General features: G+C 63.5%; 21 protein-coding genes. 8 read left to right on the plus strand and 13 right to left on the minus strand.

Annotation, left to right across the window (positions count from 1 at the left end; all coding sequences use genetic code 11):
- The first annotated feature begins 69 nt into the window (after nucleotides 1-69).
- Nucleotides 70-1,128: a transporter substrate-binding domain-containing protein gene (locus tag AC2FMM_RS07105; RefSeq protein WP_496796175.1), complete on the plus strand. Its 1,059-nt coding sequence runs from the start codon at nucleotides 70-72 to the stop codon at nucleotides 1,126-1,128.
- On the opposite strand, the gene AC2FMM_RS07110 is transcribed toward AC2FMM_RS07105, so the two are convergent.
- The gene (locus AC2FMM_RS07110; RefSeq protein ID WP_496688604.1) at nucleotides 1,125-1,472 is read right to left on the minus strand and encodes a DUF8846 family protein; all 348 of its coding nucleotides are present in this window, start codon (nucleotides 1,470-1,472) and stop codon (nucleotides 1,125-1,127) included. The genes AC2FMM_RS07105 and AC2FMM_RS07110 overlap by 4 nt on opposite strands.
- A 28-nt stretch (nucleotides 1,473-1,500) precedes the next feature.
- Between AC2FMM_RS07110 and AC2FMM_RS07115 the strand changes: the two genes are divergently transcribed.
- The gene (locus tag AC2FMM_RS07115) at nucleotides 1,501-2,040 is read left to right on the plus strand and encodes a GFA family protein (RefSeq protein WP_496796176.1); all 540 of its coding nucleotides are present in this window, start codon (nucleotides 1,501-1,503) and stop codon (nucleotides 2,038-2,040) included.
- A 72-nt stretch (nucleotides 2,041-2,112) separates the two neighbouring features.
- Here AC2FMM_RS07115 and dapD read toward each other — a convergent pair whose 3' ends face one another.
- The 3 genes from dapD to AC2FMM_RS07130 all read right to left on the minus strand — a co-directional run bounded on the left by dapD (nucleotide 2,113) and on the right by AC2FMM_RS07130 (nucleotide 4,622).
- Entirely contained in the window at nucleotides 2,113-2,940 is an 828-nt protein-coding gene (gene dapD, locus AC2FMM_RS07120; RefSeq protein WP_496796177.1) for a 2,3,4,5-tetrahydropyridine-2,6-dicarboxylate N-succinyltransferase, read from the minus strand.
- Between the two features lie 119 nt (nucleotides 2,941-3,059).
- On the minus strand, nucleotides 3,060-3,659 hold the full coding sequence (locus AC2FMM_RS07125) for a GntR family transcriptional regulator (RefSeq protein ID WP_496710788.1): 600 nt from the start codon (nucleotides 3,657-3,659) through the stop codon (nucleotides 3,060-3,062).
- A 45-nt stretch (nucleotides 3,660-3,704) separates the two neighbouring features.
- Nucleotides 3,705-4,622, minus strand: coding sequence for a threonine/serine dehydratase (locus AC2FMM_RS07130; RefSeq protein ID WP_496796178.1), 918 nt, complete (start codon nucleotides 4,620-4,622; stop codon nucleotides 3,705-3,707).
- Between the two features lie 79 nt (nucleotides 4,623-4,701).
- On the opposite strand from AC2FMM_RS07130, the gene AC2FMM_RS07135 reads away from it, so the two are divergent.
- Nucleotides 4,702-5,544, plus strand: coding sequence for an LOG family protein (locus tag AC2FMM_RS07135; RefSeq protein ID WP_496680717.1), 843 nt, complete (start codon nucleotides 4,702-4,704; stop codon nucleotides 5,542-5,544).
- A gap of 3 nt (nucleotides 5,545-5,547) precedes the next feature.
- Complete coding sequence (locus AC2FMM_RS07140) at nucleotides 5,548-6,654, plus strand: cystathionine gamma-lyase (RefSeq protein WP_496796179.1); 1,107 nt, start codon at nucleotides 5,548-5,550, stop codon at nucleotides 6,652-6,654.
- A 3-nt stretch (nucleotides 6,655-6,657) separates the two neighbouring features.
- On the opposite strand, the gene AC2FMM_RS07145 is transcribed toward AC2FMM_RS07140, so the two are convergent.
- Nucleotides 6,658-7,041, minus strand: a complete 384-nt coding sequence (locus AC2FMM_RS07145; protein WP_496688597.1) for a hypothetical protein — start codon at nucleotides 7,039-7,041, stop codon at nucleotides 6,658-6,660.
- A gap of 179 nt (nucleotides 7,042-7,220) precedes the next feature.
- On the opposite strand from AC2FMM_RS07145, the gene AC2FMM_RS07150 reads away from it, so the two are divergent.
- From AC2FMM_RS07150 to AC2FMM_RS07160, 3 genes are all read left to right on the plus strand, one after another.
- The gene (locus AC2FMM_RS07150; protein WP_496710791.1) at nucleotides 7,221-8,150 is read left to right on the plus strand and encodes a DnaJ C-terminal domain-containing protein; all 930 of its coding nucleotides are present in this window, start codon (nucleotides 7,221-7,223) and stop codon (nucleotides 8,148-8,150) included.
- Complete coding sequence (locus AC2FMM_RS07155) at nucleotides 8,147-8,491, plus strand: hypothetical protein (protein ID WP_496688594.1); 345 nt, start codon at nucleotides 8,147-8,149, stop codon at nucleotides 8,489-8,491. The genes AC2FMM_RS07150 and AC2FMM_RS07155 overlap by 4 nt, the downstream gene beginning before the upstream one ends.
- A gap of 84 nt (nucleotides 8,492-8,575) precedes the next feature.
- Entirely contained in the window at nucleotides 8,576-10,255 is a 1,680-nt protein-coding gene (locus AC2FMM_RS07160) for a U32 family peptidase (protein ID WP_496796180.1), read from the plus strand.
- Here the strand turns inward: AC2FMM_RS07160 and AC2FMM_RS07165 are convergent.
- From AC2FMM_RS07165 to AC2FMM_RS07185, 5 genes are all read right to left on the minus strand, one after another.
- On the minus strand, nucleotides 10,237-10,857 hold the full coding sequence (locus AC2FMM_RS07165) for a cytochrome P460 family protein (RefSeq protein WP_496680705.1): 621 nt from the start codon (nucleotides 10,855-10,857) through the stop codon (nucleotides 10,237-10,239). The two genes, AC2FMM_RS07160 and AC2FMM_RS07165, sit on opposite strands and share 19 nt — an antisense overlap.
- A 217-nt stretch (nucleotides 10,858-11,074) precedes the next feature.
- Nucleotides 11,075-12,262 carry a dual-specificity RNA methyltransferase RlmN gene (gene rlmN, locus AC2FMM_RS07170; protein ID WP_496680704.1) on the minus strand — a complete coding sequence of 396 codons (1,188 nt, stop codon included), beginning with the start codon at nucleotides 12,260-12,262 and terminating at the stop codon, nucleotides 11,075-11,077.
- An 84-nt stretch (nucleotides 12,263-12,346) separates the two neighbouring features.
- Nucleotides 12,347-12,724 (minus strand): lysozyme inhibitor LprI family protein, encoded by a 378-nt coding sequence (locus AC2FMM_RS07175; protein ID WP_496680702.1) that lies wholly within the window; start codon nucleotides 12,722-12,724, stop codon nucleotides 12,347-12,349.
- Nucleotides 12,725-12,806: 82 nt separating this feature from the next.
- Nucleotides 12,807-12,974 carry a hypothetical protein gene (locus tag AC2FMM_RS07180; protein ID WP_496680700.1) on the minus strand — a complete coding sequence of 56 codons (168 nt, stop codon included), beginning with the start codon at nucleotides 12,972-12,974 and terminating at the stop codon, nucleotides 12,807-12,809.
- Between the two features lie 157 nt (nucleotides 12,975-13,131).
- Entirely contained in the window at nucleotides 13,132-13,668 is a 537-nt protein-coding gene (locus tag AC2FMM_RS07185) for an invasion associated locus B family protein (protein ID WP_496680697.1), read from the minus strand.
- 179 nt (nucleotides 13,669-13,847) lie between these two features.
- Between AC2FMM_RS07185 and AC2FMM_RS07190 the strand changes: the two genes are divergently transcribed.
- On the plus strand, nucleotides 13,848-14,846 hold the full coding sequence (locus AC2FMM_RS07190; protein WP_496796181.1) for an asparaginase: 999 nt from the start codon (nucleotides 13,848-13,850) through the stop codon (nucleotides 14,844-14,846).
- A 3-nt stretch (nucleotides 14,847-14,849) separates the two neighbouring features.
- Here the strand turns inward: AC2FMM_RS07190 and AC2FMM_RS07195 are convergent, their stop codons facing one another.
- The 3 genes from AC2FMM_RS07195 to AC2FMM_RS07205 are packed head-to-tail and all read right to left on the minus strand — an operon-like array spanning nucleotide 14,850 to nucleotide 15,944.
- Entirely contained in the window at nucleotides 14,850-15,170 is a 321-nt protein-coding gene (locus tag AC2FMM_RS07195) for a YciI family protein (protein ID WP_496688587.1), read from the minus strand.
- 19 nt (nucleotides 15,171-15,189) lie between these two features.
- Entirely contained in the window at nucleotides 15,190-15,627 is a 438-nt protein-coding gene (locus AC2FMM_RS07200; RefSeq protein WP_496796182.1) for an SRPBCC family protein, read from the minus strand.
- Nucleotides 15,615-15,944: an ArsR/SmtB family transcription factor gene (locus tag AC2FMM_RS07205; RefSeq protein ID WP_496796183.1), complete on the minus strand. Its 330-nt coding sequence runs from the start codon at nucleotides 15,942-15,944 to the stop codon at nucleotides 15,615-15,617. Before AC2FMM_RS07205 ends, AC2FMM_RS07200 begins: the two co-directional genes overlap by 13 nt.
- Nucleotides 15,945-15,976 lie beyond the last annotated feature (32 nt).

Genomic DNA, 15,976 nt, shown 5'->3' on the forward strand with positions numbered 1-15,976 from the left:
TGACCTTGCGACGGCCTTGCCGCAGCACGCCAAATTGAGCTAGAGGGCCGCGAAACAGGTGAATACCCCATGACGCGCGCCCTTTTCGCATTGATCTGCCTGACCATGGCAGCCCTTGCACAAGCCAGCCAGGCCGAAACTCTGACGGTCGCGACGGTGGACCGCTCACCGTTCTCGTATGAAGTCGAGGGCGTGGATACCGGGTTTTCAATGGATCTGCTGGCCGCACTGGCCGAGGAGCTGGGCTGGGAATATACGGTCGTCCGCATGGACACGTTCGGCGACATGCTGTCGGCGGTCGAAAACCGCGAGGCGGACATGGCCATCGCCAACATCTCGATCACCGCCGACCGCGAAGCCCGAATGGATTTCAGCCAGCCGATCTTCGAGGCCGGTCTGCAGATCATGGTGCCCTCCGACGCGGCGCGCAGCCCGTCCCTGATGCAGGCGCTGCTGTCGCGCGAGCTGTTCATCGCCATCGGGCTGGCCTTTGCCATCCTGCTGGGTGGCGGCATGCTGATGTGGGGATTCGAACGCCGATCCCAACCCTATTTCGACCGCGACCTGAACGAGGCCTGGTTCCCGTCCTTCTGGTGGGCGCTGAACCTGGTGGTCAATGGCGGGTTCGAAGAGCGCATGCCCCGCACCCCCTTCGGACGCATTCTGGGTGTGGTGCTGGTCGTGTCCTCGCTGTTCATCGTATCCGTGTTCACCGCGCGGATCACCTCGGTGATGACGGTGGACGCGATCACCAGCAACATCAACTCGGTCAACGACCTGTACGGCAAACAGGTCGGCACGATCTCGGGCTCGACCGCCGCCAGTTTCCTGAACCGGCGCGAGATCGAATTCGTCGGCTATGATGACCTCGACGGCATGTTGACCGCGTTCAGGGATGGGGACCTGAATGCTGTCGTGTTTGACGCGCCGATCCTGTCCTATTTTGCTACCCACGAGGGGCGCAAGATTGCGGCAATGACCGGCGGCGTCTTCCTGCGCGAGAACTACGGCATCCTGTTCCCGACCGGGTCACCCCTGGACGAAGACGTCAACCGGGTGCTGCTCACGTTGCGCGAGAACGGCACCTACGACCAGATCTATAGCAAGTGGTTCGGCGCGCGGCGCTAGCTGCCTTCAGGCTTGTCGCCGAAAAACGGTGTCATCTGCGCCACGATCACCGCGTTTTCATCCAGCGCCCTCTGCATCAGCGTGCGTTCGTCCGGGTCGATCTCGTGCCCCTGCGCCTCGCGCTCGGCCAGGGTCCCATAGCCGGTGACGTCCAGCGGGGCCGTATCGGCCTGTTTGAGAATGGCCACGGTTTCGCGCACGGCCTCGGCCTCGTCCACGCCGCTGGCATAGCACATGAGCGCCGCGCCGGTGGCGCCTTCGGGCAGGCCGTCGCCATCCTTGCGACCAATCTGAACCAACAGAGTATAGACCTGCTGGCGCGAGGGTTTCTTTTGCTTTTCCATGCCGTGGGCCTTAGCCGGGGGCCGGTCGATGGTCAAGCATGGCAGCTCGACGCGGTTCCCGGATGCCGTGTCGTTTTTTGACGCGCTCAAGCCCACCGTCCAGTCAGACTGGTCGCGAAAAACGACGGAGGACATCATGACCAAACGCGGCCGCTGCCTGTGCGGTGAAACACGCTGGGAATTTGAGGGCGCCGAGACCTGGAGTTGCTATTGCCATTGTGATGATTGCCGCCGCAATTGCGCCGCGCCCGTGGTCGCGTGGTTGGGCGTACCCTCACGCAATTTCCGATGGACCGCCGCAACACCGCGTACTTTCGCCAGTTCGAACGGCGTCCAGCGTCATTTCTGCGCCACGTGTGGCTCTCCGATGGGGTTCGAGGCCGACCACTATGAGGGCGGGATGCATCTGTACGCGACCTCGCTGGAAGACCCTTCAGACTTTGCGCCAACCTTTCACGTCAATTATCAAAGCAAGCTGCCCTGGCTGGATCTGCGCGATGATTTGCCGAAATACGAAGGCACCCTGCTGCACGCGCCCGAGGATCTCGCCGACTACCGGGCGGGATAGGTCCGACCCTGCCGAACAAAAAAGGCCGCGGACCAGAGCCGCGACCTTCGGAACATTGATCGACGTCTACGATCAATCGCGCAGCAGCTCGTTGATCCCGGTCTTCGAACGGGTCTTCTCATCGACCCGCTTTACGATCACCGCGCAGTACAGGTTGATCCCGTTCTTCGACGGCATCGAGCCGGACACCACCACCGAATAAGGCGGCACCTCGCCATAGAACACCTCGCCGGTCTCGCGATCCACGATCTTGGTGGACTGGCCGATATAGACGCCCATGCCCAGAACCGAGCCTTCGCGGATGATACAGCCCTCGACCACCTCGGAGCGGGCGCCGATGAAGCAGTTGTCCTCGATGATAGTCGGGCCGGCCTGCATGGGCTCCAGAACGCCGCCGATGCCGACGCCACCGGACAGGTGGACGTTCTTGCCGATCTGCGCGCAGGAGCCGACCGTGGCCCAAGTGTCGACCATGGTGCCCTCGTCCACATAGGCGCCGAGGTTCACGAAAGACGGCATCAGTACCGCGCCCGGCGCGATATAGGCCGACTTGCGCACCACGCAGTTGGGCACAGCGCGGAAACCGGCCGCGCGCCACTGGTTTTCACCCCAGCCGGCGAACTTGCTGTCGACCTTGTCCCACCAGCCGCCGCCCTGCGGGCCGCCGGACTGGATTTCCATGTCCTTGATGCGAAAGCCCAGCAGAACCGCCTTTTTGGCCCACTGGTTCACATGCCAGCTGCCATCGGCCTGCTTTTCGGCAACCCGCAGCGCGCCGCTGTCCAGCGCGTTCAAAGTGTCCTCGATCGCTTCGCGCTGTTCACCGGTGGTGGCGGGCGTGATCGTGTCGCGGGCCTCCCATGCGGCCTCGATGGCGGTTTCCAGTTGGGCGTTGGACATGGGGTTACTCCGTGCTGACTCTCGTTTGGTTGGTGTTGCCTATATGAAAGCCGGGGCCAATGCGCAATGCGACGTTGGCGGGGCCATTTGCGGCCACCCGGTGCCAAAACCCGCCGGTCTCAGCTGGCGCGGCGGATATGGCGCACCAGAATCGCTGTGGCCGTGGCGATATCGCGGCGCTTCATCGCCTGCACGATGGCGGCGTGGTCGGTGTCTTTCCGCTGGACCCAGCGGTGACGCCAATGGGCGAACAGATGGCGGGCGCTGGCGATGTGCAGATCGTCGATCGTATGCAGCAGGCGCGGCCGCGCACAGGGTGTCAGGATCGCCCGGTGGAAGGCGCGGTTCCGGGTTTCCCATGTTGGCATGTCCTGCGCCTCGTCGCAGGCGATGCGGGCCTTGTCGGCCGCCTTGAGATCCGCCGGTGTCAAATTCTGGATCGCATGTTGCAGGGCCAGCGATTCCAGGGCCACGCGCATCTCGATCACCTCGCGCACCTCGGCCGGGTCCAGCGCGGTGACACGCATGCCGCGCCGTGGTTCGCTGTGGGCCAGACCATGCGCCTGAAGCCGCAACAGCGCCTCGCGCACCGGGACATGGCTGGTGTCGAACGCCCGCGCGATATGGTCCTGCCGCAGTTTCTCACCCGCGGGCAGCTCGCCCGTGATGATGCGCTGGCTGAGCCGGGCATAGATGGAATCTGCAATCGTGGCGGTCATGGGATTTTATCTATAATCCCAAGGCTCGGCCCTCAAGGCGCAAATTCAAGCGGTGAGAGGATCAGGTGCGATATTGCCCCCGCAGACCAGAACCGCGACCCGCTCGCCGGGTTCCGGCGTGTAAACGCCCGAGGTCAGAGCCGCGAGTGCCGTCGCGCCCGCCGGCTCGACCAGAATACGGTGCGCCTGCCACAGGCGCTGCTGCGCCTCGGCGATCGCATCGTCGCTGACCAGCACCGACGTCATCCCCTTCGCCAGCCCAAAACAGATGTCGCCGATCCGCCGCGCACCCAGCGCGTTGGCAGCGATACCCGACACAGGAACATCCACCGGCGCACCGGCCTGCAACGCGGCGCTCAACGCACGTGACGTTTCCGGCTCGACCGCAACGACCTTGCGCGCGCCCTGAAACCAGGCCAGCGCCCCCGCGATCAGCCCGCCGCCGCCCACCGCCACCAATATGGTATCGGCCTGCAAGCCTTGGCTGTCCCATTCGGCGAAACAGGTACCCTGCCCGGCCACCGTTGCGGGCGCATCATAGGCATGTATCTGCATCGCACCCGTTCGGTCTTCGTGTTCACGCGCCATCGTCAGGGCATTGGCATATTCGCCCGGCACGACGCTCAGATCGGCCCCGATCCGTTCGATCAGGGCGATCTTGGACGGACCGGCCATCTCGGGCACGAAGATCTTGGCCGGATGGCCCAGCGCCCGCGCGGCATAGGCCGCAGCCGCACCGTGATTCCCGCCCGATGCCGCCACCACTCCGGCCGCGGGCACATCCGTACTCAGCAAAGTGTTGAAGGCGCCACGCGCCTTGAAACTGCCGGTGTGCTGCAGGTGCTCCAGCTTCAGCTCGACGGGATAGCCCAGCCCCAGACCAGCACTGGTCATGACCGGCGTCACCTGCGCATGGCCGGCAATCCTCTGGGCCGCCGCCGAAATCTCGTGTTTCCAATCCATTCTTATCTTTCCGTGACTGGCACTCCGCCCGCGAACCCTATAGCTGTTTGGAAAACACGCAAGCAGGGAACGCCCAGCAATGAAAGATCAACGCCTCAGCCCCTTCCGCGACGCCCAGACCGACCGCTCGACCGCAAGCGAGGTTCCGGACACCCCGCAGACACGCTCGCCCTCGTACCGGCTGGCCTTTGCCGATGAAGAATTCCTGCTGCGCAGCGAGCTGCGCCCCGTGCGGCTGCAACTGGAGTTGCTGAAGCCCGAGTTGAACATTTCCGAGCGCGAAATCACGTCGACCATCGTGATGTTCGGCGGCGCGCGCATACCAGAACCGTCCAAGAAAGACGGCGCGCGGACCAGGACCCTGGCCGAACTTTCGAAATATTATGACGAGGCGCGCGAATTCGCACGGCTAATGACCGAGAAATCCAAGCTGTGCGGCTGCCGCGAGAACGTGATCGTCACCGGCGGCGGCCCCGGCGTGATGGAGGCCGGCAACCGCGGCGCGCATGATGCTGGCGGCTGCTCGATCGGGCTGAACATCGTGCTGCCGCACGAACAGGCCCCGAACCAGTACGTCACGCCGGATCTGTGTTTCAACTTCCACTATTTTGCCATCCGCAAGATGCATTTCCTGATGCGCGCCCGCGCGATCACCATCTTCCCCGGCGGGTTCGGCACCTTGGACGAGATGTTCGAGTCGCTGACGCTGATCCAGACCGGCCGGATGGAGCGCGTGCCCTTCCTGCTGTTCGGGCGCGAATTCTGGGAACGGGTGATCAACTGGACAGCCCTGGCCGATGCCGGCACGATTTCCGAACAGGATCTGGACCTGTTCCGCTTTGTCGAAACCGCGCAAGAGGCGGTCGACATCATCGAGCGCTGGGAACCCGCCCCGCCGCGCAGCGACATTCCGGGGCGCTGAGCGATGGCGCGCCCTCCCAAGACCGGTGAGATGCTGCATCTGCGCGGCAACGCGCTGAGCAAGGGCGAGCCGGTGGCCCTGCCGCTGACCCAAAGCAGCATGTTCCACCTGCCCGGCGCGCCGGACGGGCACCCGACCTACGGCCGGGTTGACAACCCGACCTGGACGCAGGTCGAGCACGTGCTGGCGCATCTCGAAGACGCACCCTGCCTGATCTTTCCGTCCGGCATGGGCGCGATTTCGGCCGCGCTGTTCGCCACCGTGCGGGCGGGGTCGCGCATCCTTATCCCGTCGGACGGGTATTATGTCACCCGCCTGCTGGCCGACCGGTTCCTCGCCAAGCTGGGCGTGTCGGTCGAAGAGCGCCCCACGACCGCATTCGCGCAGGGCGGGTTCGACGGGTTAGATGTGGTTTTCGTCGAAAGCCCGTCCAACCCCGGGCTCGACATGATCGACCTGGCGCAGGTGGCGAGAGACGTGCGCGCCGCGGGTGGCATCACCATCGCCGACAATACGACGCTGACCCCACTGGGACAACGCCCGCTGGACCTGGGTATCGACATCGTCGTCGCCTCGGACACCAAGGCGATGGGCGGGCATTCCGATCTGCTGATGGGCCATGTGGCCGGCCGTGACACCCACATCATGGAACGTGTCGAGGAATGGCGCCGCGTCTCGGGCGCGATCCCCGGACCGCATGAGGCCTGGCTGCTGCATCGCGGGCTGGAGACGCTGGACGTCCGGTTCGATCGCATGTGCAGTTCGGCGCAGGTTCTGGCCGAACGGTTGGCCGATCACCCGAAGGTCAAGCAGATCCGCTATCCCGGCCTTCCGTCGGATCCGTCGCACGATCTGGCCCGCAAACAGACCACGCGGTTCGGCTTTTTGCTAACGATCACGCTGGCCTCCAAGGACCAGGCCGAACGGTTCATCAATGGCTGCCCGCTGCTGCGCCCGGCCACCTCCTTTGGTGGCGTGCACAGCTCGGCCGAGCGGCGCGCGCGTTGGGGAGATCAGGTCGATCCCGGCTTCGTGCGTCTTTCAATCGGGTGCGAGCCGGTGGATGAGCTGTGGCAGGCTCTGAACGACAGCCTGACTGCGCTGGCTTAGGCCCTATTTCTTGGGCTCGCGCAGTTCGGTGAAGACGTAGATCGGCAGCAGAACCCCGGCGATCAGGGCGCCCAGCCACACCAGCAGCGTCGCCGCCAGCAGGTTCGAGATGCCGCCCACGGTCAGCCCTTCAGTGACCAGATCGGTGACCAGCAGGCCCACGAAGATGACCACCAGCGCGATTCCGCCCTTCAGCGCCGGCACGTTCTTTTCCCCGATCTTCAGGATCAATGGCTCGGCCACGACCTGAACCAAGGTGAACACGATCACAACCACGATGAACGATACCGGTTTGATCGAAAAGCCGGTCAGCAACAGGCTGGCCAGCAACAGACCGATGGCATTGCCCGCCAACAGGGCCAGGGCCGACTTGATTCTGCGTGACATGCGTTTGACTCCATCCGCAACGGTTCGAAACATGCGGATAGTATCAGGATGCCGGAATTTTTCGAGAGAATTCAATCTCCTCGGTATTCGGCCCTGTTGAAATTCCATGACACGACACAATCTGAAGGGTTAACTGCCAACAACATCCACTGGCGAAACCAATCAGAAACGAGAGATACATGAGCGACGATCCATATTCGGTTTTGGGCGTCTCGAAAGACGCCAGTGCTGCCGAAATCAAAAAAGCCTACCGGCGCATCGCCAAAGACTGCCACCCCGACCTCAAGCCCGGCGACGCCAATGCCGAGGCCAGATTCAAGGCCGCCGCAGCCGCCTATGACCTGCTGAAGGACCCCGAAACCCGGGCCAAGTTCGACCGGGGCGAAATCGACGCCTCGGGCCAGGAACGCCCGCAGCAGCAATACTACCGCGAATATGCCGAAACCGCGGGCAACCCCTATCGCTCGGGCGGCGGGGTCGAGGACGACGACATGTCCGACATCTTTGCCCAATTCTTCGGCAACCGTGGCAACGGTGGCTTCAGCGGTGGGCGTGCGCGCGAGTTTCATGCGCCTGGTCACAACGTGAACTACAGCCTGCAGATCAGTTTCCTGGATGCCGTCTTTGGCGCCATGCAAAAGCTGACCCTGCCCAATGGCGACCGGATCGAGGTGAAGATCCCCGCCGGCATCACAGACGGCCAGACCATCCGCCTGCGCGGCAAGGGCGCGCCGGGCTATGGCGAGGGGCCACCGGGTGACGCGCTGGTCACGATCCGCGTGGCTGAACACCCGGTATTCAAGCGCGAGGGTGACGACATCCGCATCACCCTGCCGATCACCATCGACGAGGCCGTTCTGGGCGGCAAGGTCCCCGCGCCCACGATCGACGGTCGGGTGAACGTGACCGTGCCCGAGGGCACCAGTAGCGGCAAGACCCTGCGTCTGCGGGGCAAGGGCGTCAGGAAACGCGGCTCGGACAAACGCGGCGACCAGCTGATCGAGTTGAGCGTGGTGATGCCCGACAAGATCGACGACGAACTGAAGCAGTTCATCCAGAACTGGCGCAATTCGCACAGCTATGACCCGCGGAAAGGAATGCCGGCATGACCCGTTCTCTGACCGAAGCCGAACTGATCGAAGCCGTCCAGAACCTGACCTCGGAGCGGTTGTCCCGTTTCCTGTCCGCCCGGATCGTGATCCCGCGCCAGTCCGACCAGGGGCTGGTCTACGAGCGGCTGGACATGGCGCGCCTGCAACTGGCCTGCGAGCTGGACGACCAGTACGAGATGGAGCCCGACGCCCTGTCGATGGTGCTGTCGCTGATCGACCAGATGCACGGTCTGCGGGCGGAACTGCGCGAGGTGCTGCGCGCCATCGACGCCCAACCCGACCCGGTGCGCAACCAGTTGGTCGAACGGATCGGAACAGCGCGGTTCCGTCGCAGTTAGAGCCTGCGTGCAAGGCTGGTTTGCCCTTCTGGAGTCGGTGGTTTTACCTTAGAAGGCGCCATCGAGTCGGAACCGGGTGCTGCGATGACACGGACCAAGTCGGAATTGCTGATGCCTGCGGGCAATCTGCGCAAGCTGAAACTGGCCATCCTGTACGGGGCGGACGCGGTCTATCTTGGCACGCCCGACATGTCCCTGCGCACCAAGTCCGAGTTTTCGCTGGACGAGGTGATCGAAGGGGTCGCGTTCTGCCACGCGCATGGACGCCGCGCCTATCTGACGCTGAACCTGTTCTCGCACAACAAGGACATCCCCAAGCTGGACGAATACATCGACACCGTGCGCAAGGTGCGGCCCGACGGGTTGATCATCGCCGACCCCGGCGTGTTCCAGTACGTGCGCGAACGCGCGCCGGAACTGCCGCTGCATATCTCGACCCAGGCCAATATCTGTTCGTGGCTGTCGGTGAAGTTCTGGCAGGATCAGGGGGCCGAACTGGTGGTGCTGGCGCGCGAGGTCTCGTACCCCGAACTGGTCGAGATCCGCGAGAAATGCCCCGACATCCGGCTCGAGGCCTTCGTGCACGGTGCAATGTGCATGACCTATTCGGGCCGCTGCCTGCTGTCGAACTTCATGGCCGAGCGCGGCGCCAACCAGGGCAACTGCGCCAATTCCTGCCGCTGGAACTATGCGCTGAAGCTGCGCCTGAAGGACGGCACCCATCAGGAACTGCGGATCACCGAGGAAAACGCCGACCTGTTCGAATTCCTGCTGGAAGAAGGCTGCCGCCCGGGTGAACTGATGCCGATCGAAGAGGATGATCGCGGCTCGTACATCCTCAATTCGCGCGATCTGTGCATCATGCCCAAGCTGGACGAATACCTGAAGATCGGTGTCGACAGCCTCAAGGTCGAAGGGCGCGGCAAGTCGGAATATTATGCCGCCATCGTCGCGCGCGCCTATCGCATGGCCATCGACGACTATTATGCCGACCCCGAGAACTGGGACCCGAAACCCTATATGCGCGAGTTGGAGACCGTGGGAAACCGCGGCTATACGCTGGCCTTTCACGAGGGGCGGCTGACCAATTACGCGCATGATTACGAGCACACCGCGACCATCGCCCAATGGGAATATGCCGGGCTGGTGACCGACGTGACCGAGGATGCGTTCCTGGTCGAGGTGAAGAACAAGCTCGAACCCGGCGACGTGCTGGATTTCGTCTCGCCCATCTCGCGCGAGACGGTCCTGCTGCGCGTCTACGAGTTCGAACGCGCCAGCGACGGAGCCAAGCTGGACGTGGTGCATGGCAGCACGAAAACCGTGATCCGTCTGCCGTTTTCGCTGTTCGATCACGAAGACCCCGACGACCTTCGCGCCCGCTTCCCCGTATATTCGGTCCTGCGTAAGGAACGCGCCCTGACCGACGAGCACTGGAGTCGCATCCGCTTTGACAAGCTGGTGCAGGGGTTGGAAACCTCGGGGCGCGACAATCCCGCCGCCTATGCCCGCCGCCGGGACGAGCTGGTGGCGAAGATTGGCCAAGACGGCACCGCGCGCCGGTTCAAGACCAACCGCGTGGGCACCGAGGGTTGCTGCGGCAAGGGGTGCAACGGCTGCCTGATCTTCTGGCAGGATGACAAATACGCGCTGGCGCGCGAGGTTCTGTCGAAACGCAAGCAGGGTGAACAGCTCAGCCGGCGCGAGGCCGCCGCCCTGAAACTACCCGGTGACGCGGCCCGCGATCAGTTGCCGACGCGGTAATCCTCTGGCACGAAGAACGTATAGTCGCGGTCAGCGACCGCTTCGTGGCAGACATGGCAATAGGCAACCGCCCCCGCGCGATCCCCCATCGTGTCGCCGAACAGCGACCCGTCGGGCATCACCATGACATAGCGCCAGTCGGCGGTGTCGGGGCTGGTGCCTTCTGGCAGTTTCTCCATCACGAACAGGGCGCCGGGATGCACCCGGCCCTCATCCGTGACGGTCATGCTGTCCTTGGCCAGGACCGAGCCCACGGGCAAATCTTCCCCCGGTTGCAACGTGCCATAATTGTGGGCCATCCGGTTGGCATAGCTGTTGACGTAGCGCTGCCCATGCGTGGCCGACAGGTACGGTGCGTCGTTGAACAGCGGCCAGTGCTGATAGTTCATCAGTTGATCCAGATGCGCGGTGGCATATCCGCGATCCATCTGTTTCTTCAGGGCGCGATAATGCTGCTGCGCGTCCTCTTTGCTCAGCTCCGCCGGGTTCTCGATCGCCAGATGCGCCTCGGTCTCGTTGGATTGCGCCCATGAAATGGCGGCGCCCGATGCCACCAACGCGGCGGTCATGCAGATCGTTGACAGTTTCGTCAGTGCGTTCATGTATTGGCCCACCCTGTTCAAGGATTGCCTGAATTCCGCAGATTTCCCCGACAAATAGGAGCGGACTGGTCGAAACGCACCAGAAAACGGACTGTCCAACTCACCGTCTTGTGCGCAGATTTCACGTGCGCGCCACAGCGCACGTCTCATGGCTCAAGACTACCAAATCCGGCGATAAAATTACAGACCATTTGCCCGCGAACCCGCGGGCGTCGAATCAACCTTTCAGCCCGGCCTCGGCCTCGATCTGGCGGCGCGATTTGCGGGCGCGCTCGGTGGCCGATTTCAACTGACCGCAGGCGGCCATGATGTCGTCACCCCGCGTCTTGCGGATGGGCGAGGCGTACCCGGCCTGATAGATGATGTTGGCAAAGGCCCGGATCCGGTTGTTCGAGCTGCGCTTGTAGGGCGCGCCCGGCCATTCGTTGAACGGGATCAGGTTGATCTTGGCCGGAATGTTGTGGCGCTTGATATGGTCGATCAGGCGATGGGCGTCCTCGTCGCTGTCGTTCACGCCGTCCAGCATCACGTATTCAAAGGTGATCCGCTCGGAATTCGACGCGTTGGGATAGCTGGCCAGCGCCTGCAGCAGTTCCTCGATGTTCCAGCGCTTATTGATCGGCACCAGAACGTCGCGCACCTCGTCTGTGGTGGCGTGGAACGAGATCGCCAGCAAGCAACCGATCTCTTCCGCCGTGCGGGCGATCTCGGGAACCACGCCCGAGGTCGACAGGGTGATACGCCGGCGCGATAGAGAAATGCCCTCGGGGTCCATCGCGATCTTCATCGCGTCGCGGACGTTTTCGAAATTGTAAAGCGGCTCGCCCATGCCCATCAGCACGATGTTCGACAGCAGGCGCGTCTCGTTCTTGGGCGCGCCCGGGGTGGGCCATTCGTCCAGATCGTCGCGCGCCATCATCACCTGACCGATGATCTCGGCGGCAGTCAGGTTGCGTACCAGCTTCTGCGTTCCGGTGTGGCAGAACGAACAGGTCAGCGTGCAGCCCACCTGCGAAGAGATGCACAACGTGCCGCGATCCTCTTCGGGGATGTAGACGACCTCGACCTCGTGCCCACCGGCGATGCGCACGAGGTACTTGCGGGTGCCGTCGGACGAGATCTTGCGGGTGACGACCTCGGGGATTTCGATCACGAAATGCTCGGCCAGCTGCGCGCGATAGGCCTTGGCCAGATTGGTCATCTGGTCAAAGTCGCGCACACCCCATTGATAGATCCACTGCCAGATTTGGTTCACCCGCATCTTGGCCTGCTTTTCCGGGGTGCCGTGTTCGATCAGAACCTCGCGCAGCCGGTCGCGGGTCAGACCGACAAGGTTGATCTTTCCCTCGGGCAGTTTGCGGGGAATGGTCACGACATCCTGGGTGATCGGCGCTTTGGCGGTCATGGTGGTTCTCGGGCGTTCTGGCTTGGGATGCGCCTCTATATAGGAACGCCGGCAAAGATCAAAAGGATTCGTGCAACCCAGGTGTCAGTTCACGTACCGCAGCAGTTCGGTCACCCGGGTCCGCCCCAGCTCGACCCGGCACGAGGTGATCGCGATACCCGTTCCCGATCCACCACCATAGGACGCACCCACCGCCTCGCATTGCGCGTCGCGATAGGCCTGCCACGCGGCTTGAGAGGCCTCGAGCGCAGGCAGCGCGACGGTGCGCCCGGTGACCTCGTCCAGTTCCTTCGCAGCATTGGCCGCGAGACCGAAGGCCTGCACCAAAGCAGCCTCGACATTGGCTTCGGCCTGACCGACGCAGGCACCGATCTCAACCTGCGATCCGGCATCGGTGCATTCCAATGCGGGGTCCGCGAAAACCGATGCCGGCACACATATCACTGCCCAAACCCAACGCATGGCTAGCCCCTTTATCGCTGTGCACTGAAACGAACGTTAGCACGGCAGAAGGGTTTGGGCACGCTTCATGCGTCCGTTGCGATTACAGCCCCGCCGGCGGGATGTAACAATCCTCGGCGTCCAGTTTCTTGACTGGATCGTTCGGGCCGCACTGCTCACCCGTGACCGGATAGGTGTCGGCGGATTTCTCGCAGGCGCTCAGAACGGCGGCGGCAGCGACCAGAAGAACAAGGAATGGTTTGGTGGTCATGGCGTGGCTCCTTTGGTTTGAACTGAACCGGATTGTTCAGGTTCAAGCCGCTTCGGCCTTGATACGGATCAAATCGAGCCGGCGACGTAGCGGAAACCTGCACCGAAAAAAGCTCCGCCGGATGGGCGGAGCTTTCGCATGGAGCCAAGAACGGTTCTTACTGCTGGGTGCAGCGTTTCTCGGCCTCTTCGATGGCCGCGGTGAAGCCCAGCAGCGAAAAGGTGTCCTTGGTCTGGGTTCCGCGCGCCGACCGGGCGGTCAGAACGGCTTCGGTGCCGCGTTTCATCGCGGTCACGATCTTGGCGTCATCCGCGGCGCTGGCCGGCCACGCCCATTCGCCTTCGGTGAACAGCTCGAATTCGTTGTCGTCGATCTTCAGGTTGACGGTCGATCCCGGCGCAAACGGGTATCCGCCGGTAAAGGTGACCTGCCCTTTGACCTCGGCATTCGGACGGTAGAACACGAACAGCAGAATGTCGCTGCGCCGCACCGACACGACCCGCCCGCCGCGGGTATTCACCGTTTCCTTGGGCGCCGAGACGCTCCAGCATTCGGTCGGATCGTCCTCGACGAAGACGCTCCAGTCGGTCTTTGCCGCCACCCGGTTCGTGCTTGTCGCCTGCTGGGCGATTGCGGTCGTGGCCATCCCCGCCACGCAAAGGCCCGCGATCACGCGGACGAGCTTCGATCTCATCTGTTCAGCCTCCTGGCTCGACCCACACCTCAACTCCACCCCGGATGGCCGCGAACCCTGACGGTCCGTCTGTTGCAGTTGCGCATCCGGATGATTGCCGACATACACACACTAACGCAGGTTTCGCCACAGGCGAAAGGGCGATTGGCAGAATTTTGCGCACATTCCGGAGGGACGACATGACGCAACCCGTACCGATGACCGAACTATGGCGCGGACCGCTGTTGGAGAGCCTTCATCTGGGCCATGCGGTGATCTGCGACGACAGCGGTCAGATCGTGCGCAGCTGGGGCGATCCGAATGCGGTGATCTATCCGCGGTCGTCGGCCAAGATGATCCAGGCGCTGCCGCTGGTCACCTCGGGCGCGGCGGCCAAATACGGGCTGGGCTCCGAGCACCTAGCACTGGCCTGCGCCTCGCACAACGGCGCAGCGATCCATACCGAACGCGTGACCGCATGGCTGGATCATCTGGGCCTGTCCGAGCCCGATCTGCGCTGCGGCCCGCAGGAGCCGGCCGACATGGCCGCGCGCGACAGCCTGATCCTGGCCGATGACACGCCCTGCCAGATCCACAACAACTGCTCGGGCAAGCATTGCGGGTTCCTGACCCTTGCCCGGCACATGGGTGCAGGCCCCGAATATATCGAGATCGACCACCCCGTGCAGCAGGCCTGCCTGTCGGCTTTCGAAGAGACCACGGGCGAGGATAGCCCATGCTACGGGATCGACGGCTGCTCGGCGCCCAATTTCGCCACTTCGCTGGTGGGGCTGGCACGGTCGATGGCGTGGTTTGCCTCAGCCGGCGACCGGTCGGACCGGGCCAGCGACGCGGCCCTGCAATTGACCCGGGCGATGGTCGCCCACCCCGAGTTGGTGGCCGGGGAAACCCGCGCCTGCACCGAACTGATGCGCGCGATGAACGGGCGTGCCGCGATCAAGACCGGGGCCGAGGCCGTGTTTGTCGCGATCATCCCGGAAAAGAAGATGGGCGTGGCGTTGAAGATCACCGATGGCGCCACCCGCGCCAGCGAATGCGCGATCGCCGCCATTCTCGTCAGCCTCGGCGTGCTCGAAGCCGATCACCCGGCCACGCGCAAATTCATGAACGCCACGCAATACAGCCGCCGCGGGCTGGAATGCGGCGTGATCCGCCCCGCGCCGGGTTTCCCCGGGTGAGGGTCACATCTCGATCTCGTGGATCTCGGCCACCTCGACCGAGCCCGAGCCGTTGACCACCATGGGGCAGCCCTTGGCCATCTCGGTGGCGGCTTCGATGCTGTCGGCCTTGACGACGGTAAAGCCCGAGACCGGGTTCGGCCCGCCATTGTCGGCCACGCCATCGGCGCTGACGGTATGGGACTGGCCCACCGGGTTGCCGGGGATTTCCAGCGCCGGCCCCATGTTCTGGAACCACGCGCCCCAGGCGGCCATGGCGGCTTCGATCTCGGCCGGGTCCGTCGGCGTGGTGCCACCGTGATAGACAAACAGGTACTGAGGCATTTTCTGGTCTCCCTTTTGGTCAGACAGGGTTGGCAAGCCGGGCTTCCAGCTTGCGCAGCGACGAGGTCCAGCCGCTTTCATGATTGGCCGAGACGTCGTCATCGCCCAGATCGCGGTGTTCGAGGATCAGGCGCGCCCCGGTGCCGGTCGGCTCGACCGTCAGCGTTACATGGCTCTCGGCGCCGCGTTGGTCCTGGTCGTCATGCCAGCCCCAGGTGAACCCGACCGAGTTCGGCGGGTCCACATGGGTCACATGCCCGGACACCTTGAACCGCTGCCCGTCGCCATTGACCATGACCGAATACCACGGACCAAGGCGCGAGAAATCCAGGTCGTGCTCCGGCACCTCGACCCCTTCAGGGCCCCACCACTGCAACAATCTGGTTCCGTCGCTGATCCAGACGAACAGGGTTTCGGCGCTGACCGGAAAGTCGCGCACCAGCTTCAGGTCGGCCATGAGGGGTCCTCCTGCAGAATGTCGCCCAGGCGGTCCAGGCTGGCCTCCCAGAACTGGCGTTTCGAGATGGCCCATTCGGCAATCGCCCGCAGCCCCTCGGGGCGGATCGAATAGATCCGCTGGGTGCCGTTGACGCGCTGGCTCACCAGCCCGGCCTGCCGCAAAACCTTCAGGTGCCGGGAAATGGCGGCGCCGGACATACCCTTGCCCCGGGCAAGGTCGCCTGCGGGCAGTTCGCCCTGATCCATCAGTTGTTCAACGATCGTGAATCGGGTCGGGTCGGACAGGGCCGAAAAGGCATCGAGCAGCGTGTTCATACCCATTGTTTAACACGAATGTTAAACAATGA

This window comes from Ruegeria sp. BHSC043 (assembly GCF_059612985.1).

Coding starts and splice junctions, on each gene's coding strand:
- AC2FMM_RS07205 (WP_496796183.1), bottom strand. CDS start 15,944: ATGAACACGCTGCTCGATGCCTTTTCGGCCCTGTCCGACCCGACCCGA.
- AC2FMM_RS07160 (WP_496796180.1), top strand. CDS start 8,576: ATGACACGGACCAAGTCGGAATTGCTGATGCCTGCGGGCAATCTGCGC.
- AC2FMM_RS07165 (WP_496680705.1), bottom strand. CDS start 10,857: ATGAACGCACTGACGAAACTGTCAACGATCTGCATGACCGCCGCGTTG.
- AC2FMM_RS07185 (WP_496680697.1), bottom strand. CDS start 13,668: ATGAGATCGAAGCTCGTCCGCGTGATCGCGGGCCTTTGCGTGGCGGGG.
- AC2FMM_RS07145 (WP_496688597.1), bottom strand. CDS start 7,041: ATGTCACGCAGAATCAAGTCGGCCCTGGCCCTGTTGGCGGGCAATGCC.
- rlmN (WP_496680704.1), bottom strand. CDS start 12,262: ATGACCGCCAAAGCGCCGATCACCCAGGATGTCGTGACCATTCCCCGC.
- AC2FMM_RS07195 (WP_496688587.1), bottom strand. CDS start 15,170: ATGCCTCAGTACCTGTTTGTCTATCACGGTGGCACCACGCCGACGGAC.
- AC2FMM_RS07140 (WP_496796179.1), top strand. CDS start 5,548: ATGGCGCGCCCTCCCAAGACCGGTGAGATGCTGCATCTGCGCGGCAAC.
- AC2FMM_RS07190 (WP_496796181.1), top strand. CDS start 13,848: ATGACGCAACCCGTACCGATGACCGAACTATGGCGCGGACCGCTGTTG.
- AC2FMM_RS07125 (WP_496710788.1), bottom strand. CDS start 3,659: ATGACCGCCACGATTGCAGATTCCATCTATGCCCGGCTCAGCCAGCGC.
- dapD (WP_496796177.1), bottom strand. CDS start 2,940: ATGTCCAACGCCCAACTGGAAACCGCCATCGAGGCCGCATGGGAGGCC.
- AC2FMM_RS07180 (WP_496680700.1), bottom strand. CDS start 12,974: ATGACCACCAAACCATTCCTTGTTCTTCTGGTCGCTGCCGCCGCCGTT.
- AC2FMM_RS07110 (WP_496688604.1), bottom strand. CDS start 1,472: ATGGAAAAGCAAAAGAAACCCTCGCGCCAGCAGGTCTATACTCTGTTG.
- AC2FMM_RS07150 (WP_496710791.1), top strand. CDS start 7,221: ATGAGCGACGATCCATATTCGGTTTTGGGCGTCTCGAAAGACGCCAGT.
- AC2FMM_RS07135 (WP_496680717.1), top strand. CDS start 4,702: ATGAAAGATCAACGCCTCAGCCCCTTCCGCGACGCCCAGACCGACCGC.
- AC2FMM_RS07175 (WP_496680702.1), bottom strand. CDS start 12,724: ATGCGTTGGGTTTGGGCAGTGATATGTGTGCCGGCATCGGTTTTCGCG.
- AC2FMM_RS07130 (WP_496796178.1), bottom strand. CDS start 4,622: ATGGATTGGAAACACGAGATTTCGGCGGCGGCCCAGAGGATTGCCGGC.
- AC2FMM_RS07105 (WP_496796175.1), top strand. CDS start 70: ATGACGCGCGCCCTTTTCGCATTGATCTGCCTGACCATGGCAGCCCTT.
- AC2FMM_RS07115 (WP_496796176.1), top strand. CDS start 1,501: ATGGTCAAGCATGGCAGCTCGACGCGGTTCCCGGATGCCGTGTCGTTT.
- AC2FMM_RS07200 (WP_496796182.1), bottom strand. CDS start 15,627: ATGGCCGACCTGAAGCTGGTGCGCGACTTTCCGGTCAGCGCCGAAACC.
- AC2FMM_RS07155 (WP_496688594.1), top strand. CDS start 8,147: ATGACCCGTTCTCTGACCGAAGCCGAACTGATCGAAGCCGTCCAGAAC.